The organism is Gluconacetobacter sp. (assembly GCF_047721585.1).
GTDB classification, from domain to species: domain Bacteria; phylum Pseudomonadota; class Alphaproteobacteria; order Acetobacterales; family Acetobacteraceae; genus Gluconacetobacter; species Gluconacetobacter dulcium.
In genome coordinates, this window is the sequence record NZ_JBDNXE010000158.1 from 1 (window position 1) to 7,668 (window position 7,668).

The 7,668-nt window shown below is 67.1% G+C and carries 10 protein-coding genes; 2 read left to right on the forward strand and 8 right to left on the reverse strand.

What is annotated here, in order from left to right; all coding sequences use genetic code 11:
• Window positions 1–102 precede the first annotated feature (102 nt).
• The 3 genes from ABF821_RS18670 to ABF821_RS18680 all read right to left on the reverse strand — a co-directional run bounded on the left by ABF821_RS18670 (window position 103) and on the right by ABF821_RS18680 (window position 1,932).
• On the reverse strand, window positions 103–948 hold the full coding sequence (locus ABF821_RS18670) for a GNAT family N-acetyltransferase (protein WP_114725429.1): 846 nt from the start codon (window positions 946–948) through the stop codon (window positions 103–105).
• Entirely contained in the window at window positions 945–1,436 is a 492-nt protein-coding gene (locus ABF821_RS18675; RefSeq protein WP_246401449.1) for a Fur family transcriptional regulator, read from the reverse strand. The genes ABF821_RS18670 and ABF821_RS18675 overlap by 4 nt, the downstream gene beginning before the upstream one ends.
• Before the next feature lie 91 nt (window positions 1,437–1,527).
• Window positions 1,528–1,932 carry a MucR family transcriptional regulator gene (locus ABF821_RS18680; RefSeq protein WP_415531168.1) on the reverse strand — a complete coding sequence of 135 codons (405 nt, stop codon included), beginning with the start codon at window positions 1,930–1,932 and terminating at the stop codon, window positions 1,528–1,530.
• Between the two features lie 87 nt (window positions 1,933–2,019).
• Here ABF821_RS18680 and ABF821_RS18685 point away from each other — a divergent pair, with 87 nt between their 5' ends.
• Window positions 2,020–2,262, forward strand: a complete 243-nt coding sequence (locus ABF821_RS18685; RefSeq protein ID WP_114725423.1) for a sulfurtransferase TusA family protein — start codon at window positions 2,020–2,022, stop codon at window positions 2,260–2,262.
• Between the two features lie 31 nt (window positions 2,263–2,293).
• Here the strand turns inward: ABF821_RS18685 and ABF821_RS18690 are convergent, their stop codons facing one another.
• The 4 genes from ABF821_RS18690 to ABF821_RS18705 are packed head-to-tail and all read right to left on the reverse strand — an operon-like array spanning window position 2,294 to window position 4,682.
• Window positions 2,294–2,782 (reverse strand): GNAT family N-acetyltransferase, encoded by a 489-nt coding sequence (locus ABF821_RS18690; RefSeq protein WP_415531172.1) that lies wholly within the window; start codon window positions 2,780–2,782, stop codon window positions 2,294–2,296.
• 19 nt (window positions 2,783–2,801) lie between these two features.
• Complete coding sequence (gene tsaB, locus ABF821_RS18695) at window positions 2,802–3,491, reverse strand: tRNA (adenosine(37)-N6)-threonylcarbamoyltransferase complex dimerization subunit type 1 TsaB (protein ID WP_415531169.1); 690 nt, start codon at window positions 3,489–3,491, stop codon at window positions 2,802–2,804.
• Window positions 3,492–3,497: 6 nt separating this feature from the next.
• Entirely contained in the window at window positions 3,498–4,082 is a 585-nt protein-coding gene (locus ABF821_RS18700; RefSeq protein ID WP_182973105.1) for a malonic semialdehyde reductase, read from the reverse strand.
• Between the two features lie 36 nt (window positions 4,083–4,118).
• Complete coding sequence (locus ABF821_RS18705) at window positions 4,119–4,682, reverse strand: NifU family protein (protein ID WP_114725417.1); 564 nt, start codon at window positions 4,680–4,682, stop codon at window positions 4,119–4,121.
• A 334-nt stretch (window positions 4,683–5,016) separates the two neighbouring features.
• Here ABF821_RS18705 and ABF821_RS18710 point away from each other — a divergent pair, with 334 nt between their 5' ends.
• Entirely contained in the window at window positions 5,017–6,039 is a 1,023-nt protein-coding gene (locus ABF821_RS18710) for a YncE family protein (protein ID WP_415531170.1), read from the forward strand.
• A gap of 165 nt (window positions 6,040–6,204) precedes the next feature.
• On the opposite strand, the gene ABF821_RS18715 is transcribed toward ABF821_RS18710, so the two are convergent.
• Entirely contained in the window at window positions 6,205–7,578 is a 1,374-nt protein-coding gene (locus ABF821_RS18715; RefSeq protein ID WP_415531171.1) for an ATP-binding protein, read from the reverse strand.
• Window positions 7,579–7,668 lie beyond the last annotated feature (90 nt).

The window sequence follows — 7,668 nt, forward strand, 5'->3', positions numbered from 1 at the left end:
CCCCCGCCCCCGATCACCCGCGCAAGGCCATTCCCCAGCCAGATGGGCGGAACCGGCGCAACGGGCAGGGCGCCCCCTGGCAGCGCGCCAGCGGGCATGGCCCTAGTCGAGAGCGTCACGCAGCCGTCGTTCGTAGTGACGGTAATATTTGTCGGCCAGCAGTTCGCTCTTCACGATCACCGCCACATCGGTCGTATTGAACTGATCGTCCACCACGGCGCCGTCGCCGATATAGCCGCCCAGCCGCAGATAGCCCTTGATCAGGGGCGGCAGGCGGGCGAGGCAGCGGCGATGATCCAGCAGGTTCGGATCGCCGCGCAGCATCTCGACCCGCCGATGCGGCAGGGCGCGCAGTCTCAGCGCGGGCGGCGCCAGATGATTGTGATAGAGATAGGTCAGCTCGTCGGCCAGCGGCGCGGGATCGGTCCCCGGCAGGCTGGCGCACCCGAACAGCACGTCGATCCGGTGCAGGAAGATGTAAGAGGCGATGCCGCGCCACAGCAACTGCATCGCCGCACGGCCGCGATAGTTGGGGTCGACGCACGACCGGCCGACTTCCAGCAGCCGCCCCGGAAAATCGGTCAGCGGCGACAGGTCATATTCGCCCGAACTGTAGAAACGCCCCACCTTGCGCGCGTTGTCGCCCTGCAACAGCCGGTAGGTCCCCACGACCCCTTTGGGGCCGGAGGAAATCGCATGGTCGATGACCAGCAGATGATCGGCATGTTCGTCGAATTCATCGACATCCCGGCGGGTGCGCAGGGTCCGCTCATCGGGCCGCGCGCCCATCTCTTCATAGAAGACGCGATAGCGCAACGCCTGGGCGGCATCGCGCTCCGCGTCGGTGGCGGCGATGCGCACACCAAGATTGCCGCCGCGCAGTTCGGGAAACCCATCCCGTTCGAATTCCAGGGTCGACAGCGACCGGATCGGTTTTTCAAGGCTCAACGACGTGATCCATCCTTGCTTGCCGTCCGGGCAGCCCTGGCCGGCTTTTCTTCCGGCGGCGTCGGCTTGCGGCGCCCGAACAGTTCCAAACGGTGGGAAACCAGGTCGAAACCCATCCGTGCCGCGATCCGATGCATCAGGGCCGTGTGTTCCGCGTCTTCAAACTCGACGACCTTGCCGGTGTCCACATCGATCAGGTGATAATGGTCGCCGTCCTCGGTCGCTTCGTAGCGCGCACGCCCGCCGCCGAAATCCCGGCGTTCGAGAATGCCCTTCTCTTCGAGAAGCCGCACCGTCCGATAGACGGTCGCGACCGAAATCCGCGCATCGAGGCTGACCGCGCGGCGGTACAGCTCCTCGACATCGGGATGATCCTCGGCCTCGGACAGGACGCGGGCGATCACGCGCCGCTGCCCCGTCATTTTCAGGCCACGCTCGATGCACATCTGGCCGATGCGCGATTCCATGACATCGCCCGACGCTACCATGCTGGCAGTCCGGCCCGAACCTCAGACGTGTGGTCCAACGAAGCTACCGCCTCCTCCGAGAAGGGCCGACCCGCCGTCGGGCGCCCCATATTCACTCCTCGCGCTTCGTACCCAGTCCGATTTTCCGCGCGAGGGACGACCGGTGGCTCGCATAGTTCGGTGCCACCATCGGGTAGTCATGGGGCAGGCCCCACCGCTCCCGATACTGGTCCGGGGTCAGATCATAGGCCGTCTTCAGGTGCCGTTTCAACATTTTCAGCTTCTTGCCGTCTTCCAGACACACGATATAGTCCGGAAAGACCGACCGCTTGGGCGAAACCGCCGGCACCGGGCGCTCCGGCTCCGGCGTCACGCGGCCCAACCCGTCCAGCGTGCCATAGATCTGCCGGATCAGGTCCGGCAGGGCCGCCGCCTCGACGGCATTGCCCGAAACATAGGCCGCCGCGATCTGCGCCGTCAGGTCGCGCAGAGTGTTGTTTTCCATTTCAGTGGCCATACCCAAGATCCTGCCAGTCAAATAAATCGCGTCCCTTATAATTGAACCCCGCGCCGCCGCAACCACATCGGGCAGAAGGAGATAGTGATGAACGATCTGGAAAATGCGTCACTCGACATTACTGCGGAGAGCTGCCCGATGACTTTCGTGCGCACCCGCCTGGCCCTCGATCGACTGCCCGATGGCGGAAAGCTGCGGGTCCGGCTCCGGGGTGCGGTACCGCTCGACAATGTCAGCCGCAGCGTCCGGCAACTGGGCCATACGATCGCGGCGCAGACCGATCACGGTCACGAGATCCACGAAATCCTGATCGTCAAGTCACCGGCCTGACACCGGCCCGTCATCAAAATTTCACCGCCCGTCAGGGCGCGGCGGGCTTCTGGCCCACCCACGCCCGTTCCAGCACCAGCGCGTCCGACCCATCGGGATAATAGGCGCGGCGGCGGCCGATTTCGGTAAAACCCGCCCCCCGATACAGCGCCCGCGCGGCATCGTTGCCCGCCGAGACTTCCAGGATCAGCCGCCCGGCGCCCTGGGCCGCCACCTGGTCCGCCATCCAGTCCAGCAGCGCGCGCCCCAGCCCCCGCCGCCGTGCCCCTCCGGTCACGGCCAGCGTCAGGATCTCCGCCTCGTCGGCCGCCACCCGGCCGATGACGAACCCGCCGGGCACCGGTTCCTCTCCCGGAGTGCCAAGACTGCCCAGCCCGACCAGCACGCCCGGCATCGCCAGCACGGCCGCCATCGCGGCCTCGTCCCAGCATTCGGCGGGCGGGAAAGCGGCACGATGCAGGGCCGCGAGCAGCGCCCCCGCATGCCTGCCGCCCGCCACGATGACGGGCCGCGCCGCCATGCCGGTCAAGCGCCCCCGATCATGGCGCGGAGGGCGCCGGCCGCAGCCCCGCCGCCGGCAGCTTCGCTTCCGGCGGATCGACATAGAGCGGCAGGATTTCCCGCGCCGCCACCCGGCCCGCCCGCTGGTCCAGAGCCGCCTGGGCGATCATCACCCCATCGGGCACGCGCCACGACGACAGGGCGATATCCTCCCGCCCCTCGCCGCGCGCGGCCAGCACTCCGGCGGCGTCATCCCCCGCCACCAGCAGCCTGCCGGGCGGAAAGACGAAATCGTCCCTCATCGCGGCGCGCACCACGCCGTCCTGCTCCACGAAGATGCGCCCGCGCCGCGCGAACGACAGGCACAGCACCGCCCGCCCCGGCCCGGCCTCTTCCCGCAGGGCGCGGGCCATGGCCTCGCCGCCGGTCACGCCCGCCAGCGGGCAGCGCGTGCCCAGCGCCAGACCATGCGCCATGGCCAGCGACGCCCGCAGCCCGGTAAACGAACCCGGCCCGACCACCACCGCGATCAGGTCGAGATCGGCCGGCCGCCACCCGCATTCGGCCAGCAGCGCGTTGCAATGGGCCGGCATCGCCTCGGCCCCGCCGCGTCCGGGCAGGTCGCGCAGGCGCACCGGCCGCAACGCCCCCTCGTCCCCCTCGACACAGCCGAGCAGGGCCGTTGCGTCCGCCCCGGCCGGCGCACCGTTGACAACCAGAATCCGCACGCGCGATCAGAGCATCATGCAGGCATCGTCGAAGGACAGGCGCGGCGCACGCGGGCGCTCGGGCTGCCCGTCGGCATAGCCGAGGCTGACCAGGAAATTGACCCGCCAGCCCTGCCCGGCCAGAAACGAATCCTCGACCGCATAGGCGTCGAAACCGGAAACCGGCAGCACGTCCAGCCCCAGCGCCCGCGCGGCCATGATCAGGTATCCGCCCTGGAGCGTGCCGTTGCGAAAGGCCGTCTCCTCGGCCAGCCCGACATCGGCGGCGAACCAGGACCGCAGGCCCGGCTCCGGGTTCAGCGTCGCGAAACGGTCGAAGAACAGCGGATCATGCGCCACGATCACCGTCACCGGCGCCGACAGCACTTTCTCGACATTGCCTTCCGACAGGGTGGAACGCAGCCGTTCGCGATTGTCGACGGTCCGCAGGAAGACGAACCGGGCCGGCGAGCAATTGCCCGAGGTCGGCCCCAGCCGCACCAGATCGTACAGACGATGCAGCACATCGTCCGTCACCGCCTCGTCGCGCCAGCGTTCGGGCGTACGCGCCGTACGGAACAGCAGATCCAGCCCGGCTTCGTCCAGAACCATGTCGTCTCCCACCTTACGTGACCGGTATGCGAAGGATCAGGCGTCCACCTGCTCGACCGACACCACTTCCGGCACATAATGCCGCAACATGTTCTCGACACCATGCTTCAGCGTGGCGCGCGAGGACGGGCAGCCCGAGCAGGCCCCCTGCATCGTCAGCCGCACCACGCCGTCGCGATAGCCGCGAAACACGATGTCGCCGCCATCGCCCGCCACGGCCGGACGAACACGAGTATCCAGCAGCTCCTTGATCTGGCGAACGATTTCCTCGTCCTCCGGCGCGATCAGGTCTTCCTCGATCGCCGTATCCTCATCGATGACCGGGCGACCGGACACGAAGAAATCGACCAGGACCGACAGGATCTGCGGCTTCAGCGCCGACCACTCGACGCTCTCGTCCTTCGTCACCGCCACGAAATCGCCCCCGAGGAAGACCCGCGCCACGCCGGGCTGGTCGAACAGGACCTCCGCCAGCGCGGACCGGCCGGCCACGCCGTCGGGGCTGACGAAATCCGCGGTGGTGCGGCCGGGCATGACCGTGCGACCGGGCAGAAATTTCAGGGTCGCGGGATTGGGGGTGTCTTCGGTTTCGATGAACATCAATAATCGCCTTATCCGGCAGGGGGGCAGCGCAAGGCGGACCGCAGCGGTCCGGTTACTGTCCAGATGTGCCAAGATGCGCGACGAAACAAGCCCCGATGGCGGAATGGAGGCATGTCCGTGCCTGCCGGACGACTGCGTATATCGTGCAAAATTCGTGAAAATGACCGAAACGCAATGTATCCTTGCGCGAAGTCATGGCGAAAGACGCACCATATCTCTGAAATGCGTTGACACACGGGAAGGGCTCTGGCCTTGCATGATCTCAGGCCCGGCGACGGACGTGCGATCCACGGCGAAGGCCCGTTCTGACAACCGAGGCATCGAATCCACCATGCGTTCCGTTCCGTTCCGCCGCCCCCGTCTAGTTCACCGCGCCAGCGTGCTGATGATGGCCGGCGCGGCACTGGCCGTCCTGTCCGCCGGAGCGGCGCGGGCCGAGCGCCTGGCCTTCGTGCTGAACTCCGCCGATGCCACCATCAGCGAATTCGATATCGACACCCATCAGGAAGTCCGGCGGGTCTCGGTCCTGCGCGAACCGCACCACACGGCCCCCACGCCGGACGGCAAATACCTGCTGGTCGGCGATACCGCCGGCAACATGCTGTTCTTTCTCGACGCCGTCACCGGCGAACGGCTGAAGCAGATCCCCCTGGCCGACCCCTACCAGCTTCAGTTCAGCCCCGACGGCCGCTTCTTCACCATCGCCGGACTGGCGCGCAACCAGGTCGATATCTACGACGGCTCGGATTATCACCTGCTGCACCGCCTGCATGTCGACGCGATGCCGAGCCACATGAATTACGCGCCGGACTCCTCGGTCGTGTATGTCAGCCTCCAGGATACCGGCAAGGTCACGGCCATCGAGACCGCGACCGGCAACGTGCTGTGGACCTCCGATGTCGGGTCCACGCCCGCCGGCGTGCTGTGGCATAACGGGCAGGTGCTGGTGGGCGTAATGGGCACCAACTACGTCGCCGTCCTCGACCCGGCCGACGGGCATATCGCGCGCAAGATCGAAATGGCGCCCGGCCCGCACAACCTGTTCGTCTCCCCCGACCAGAAGCACCTGTATGTAACCTGCCGCGCCTCGGGCGTGATCGAGCGGCTGGACTGGGATACGCTGAACGTCGTGCAGTCCTATCATGTGGCCGGCGGCCCGGACGACATCGTCTTCGCGCCCGATGGCAAGATGTGGGCAACGCTGCGCTGGCGGCAGCATGTCGCGATCATCGACCCCACGAGCGGCGAGATCGTCGACACCATTCGCACCGGTCGTTCGCCGCACGGCATCTGGCTGAACACCAACCAGCCCTTGCTTCACCTGTCCATGGCCGACCGCCCCGCCATGCCCTGACAGCGGCGGTCTGGGGAGGCTCCTGTTGTCGTTTGTGGCAAGCCCAGGTCTCAGGGCTCTGCCCTGAAACCCGCCAAAGGCTGAGCCTTTGGAAACGCATTTATTATCAATATAGTGGCGTGTAAGGGTCGAGGTCGGACATGGGCATGGGCGCGAAACGATGCGTCAATGTGGCCGGTGAGGCTTGCCCGTGCCTTGCGCCCGCGAACGGGGCAGCAGAATTTCGGCCCGCAAGCCGCCTTCGGGCCGATTCGCCAATGTGAACTGGCCCCCCTCGCGCTGCACTTCCCGGTTGACGATCGCCAGCCCCAGCCCCAGCCCGCCCGTGGAGCGCGACCGCGATCCCTCTACCCGATAGAACGGGGCCAGCACCCGGGTCAGTTCGGCTTCAGGCAGTCCCGGCCCGTCGTCATCGACCCGTATCCGCAGGCCATCCGGTGCCACCGACAGGTTGACGCGGGCTCCACCACCGTAATTGACGGCATTGTCGATCAGATTGCCGAAGACGCGCTTCATCGCCAGCGGCCGCACTTTCGCCAGACAATGCTCCATGCCTTCATACACCACGTCCCGCCCCTGGTCGGCCGCGTCATCGACCAACGTCTGCAGGATCGAGACCAGATCCACCGACCGGACGGCCTCGGGATCATTTTCCCCGGAGAGATACGCCAGCACGCCGCCGACCATCGCCTCCATCTCGGCAACATCGCTTTCGATCGCGCTCTGCGCTTCCGGATCGGTCAGAAAGCCGGCCCGCAGGCGCAGGCGCGCCAGCGGCGTGCGCAGATCGTGCGATACCGCCGCCAGCGCCTCGGTCCTGTCCTCGATCAACCGGCGGATACGATCCTGCATGGCATTGATCGCCCGGGCCAGATGCCGAACTTCCCGTGGCCCCTTTTCCTCGACCGGCACCCATCGGCCCGACCCCACACCGTCCGCCAGATCGGCCAGGGCCCGCAGCGGCATGCTGAGCGTATGCACCAGCATCGCCGCCGCCAGCAGCACCGCCCCGGCCAGAATGGCGGCCGAGGCGACACCGCGCGTCATATGGTGCGGCTGAAGGATATCGGGCGCCACGAAACCCAGCCGGCTGCCATCGGGCAACCGCACGATGCCGCGTACATCGGACGTACCGATCTGGGTCGGCGACAGGTTCAGGACCGACCCACGCAACGGTTCGCGGTTCCCCACCAGCTTGTCGTGCAAATCGCGCAGCGCCGACGGCTCGGGCCGCATCGGCCGGCCCGCCACGGGCGGCCGCCAATCGAGCGTGAGGTCGCCGGTGGACAGCATGGCCGCCAGGATCGGTCGCTGGGCCAGCGGCGTGGCCGCCAGCACCCGCGTATCCACCGCCAGCCGTTCGCCGATCGCATCGAGTTGGGCATCATCGACCGTGTAGGTCTCGGCCTCCTCGTAGAACGCCGAACTGCCGAGAAACACCAGCGCCACCGCCGCCAGCAGCACGAACGTGACCCGCCCGACCAACCCGCGCGGCCACAGCGTGATCCGCCGCGGCCCCGGCGAAACCCCGACAGTCAACGCCCGACCAGAAATTCAGACTGACACACAGAAACCGCGCGTCGGATCGCCACCAACTCATATGACCGGGAATGGGTGCGCGGAAACGTG

Excerpts from the sequence above, each read along its gene's own strand:
- ABF821_RS18675 (WP_246401449.1), bottom strand. The coding sequence starts at position 1,436 with ATGGTAGCGTCGGGCGATGTCATGGAATCGCGCATCGGCCAGATGTGC.
- ABF821_RS18680 (WP_415531168.1), bottom strand. The coding sequence starts at position 1,932 with ATGGCCACTGAAATGGAAAACAACACTCTGCGCGACCTGACGGCGCAG.
- ABF821_RS18685 (WP_114725423.1), top strand. The coding sequence starts at position 2,020 with ATGAACGATCTGGAAAATGCGTCACTCGACATTACTGCGGAGAGCTGC.
- ABF821_RS18690 (WP_415531172.1), bottom strand. The coding sequence starts at position 2,782 with ATGGCGGCGCGGCCCGTCATCGTGGCGGGCGGCAGGCATGCGGGGGCG.
- ABF821_RS18700 (WP_182973105.1), bottom strand. The coding sequence starts at position 4,082 with ATGGTTCTGGACGAAGCCGGGCTGGATCTGCTGTTCCGTACGGCGCGT.
- ABF821_RS18705 (WP_114725417.1), bottom strand. The coding sequence starts at position 4,682 with ATGTTCATCGAAACCGAAGACACCCCCAATCCCGCGACCCTGAAATTT.
- ABF821_RS18710 (WP_415531170.1), top strand. The coding sequence starts at position 5,017 with ATGCGTTCCGTTCCGTTCCGCCGCCCCCGTCTAGTTCACCGCGCCAGC.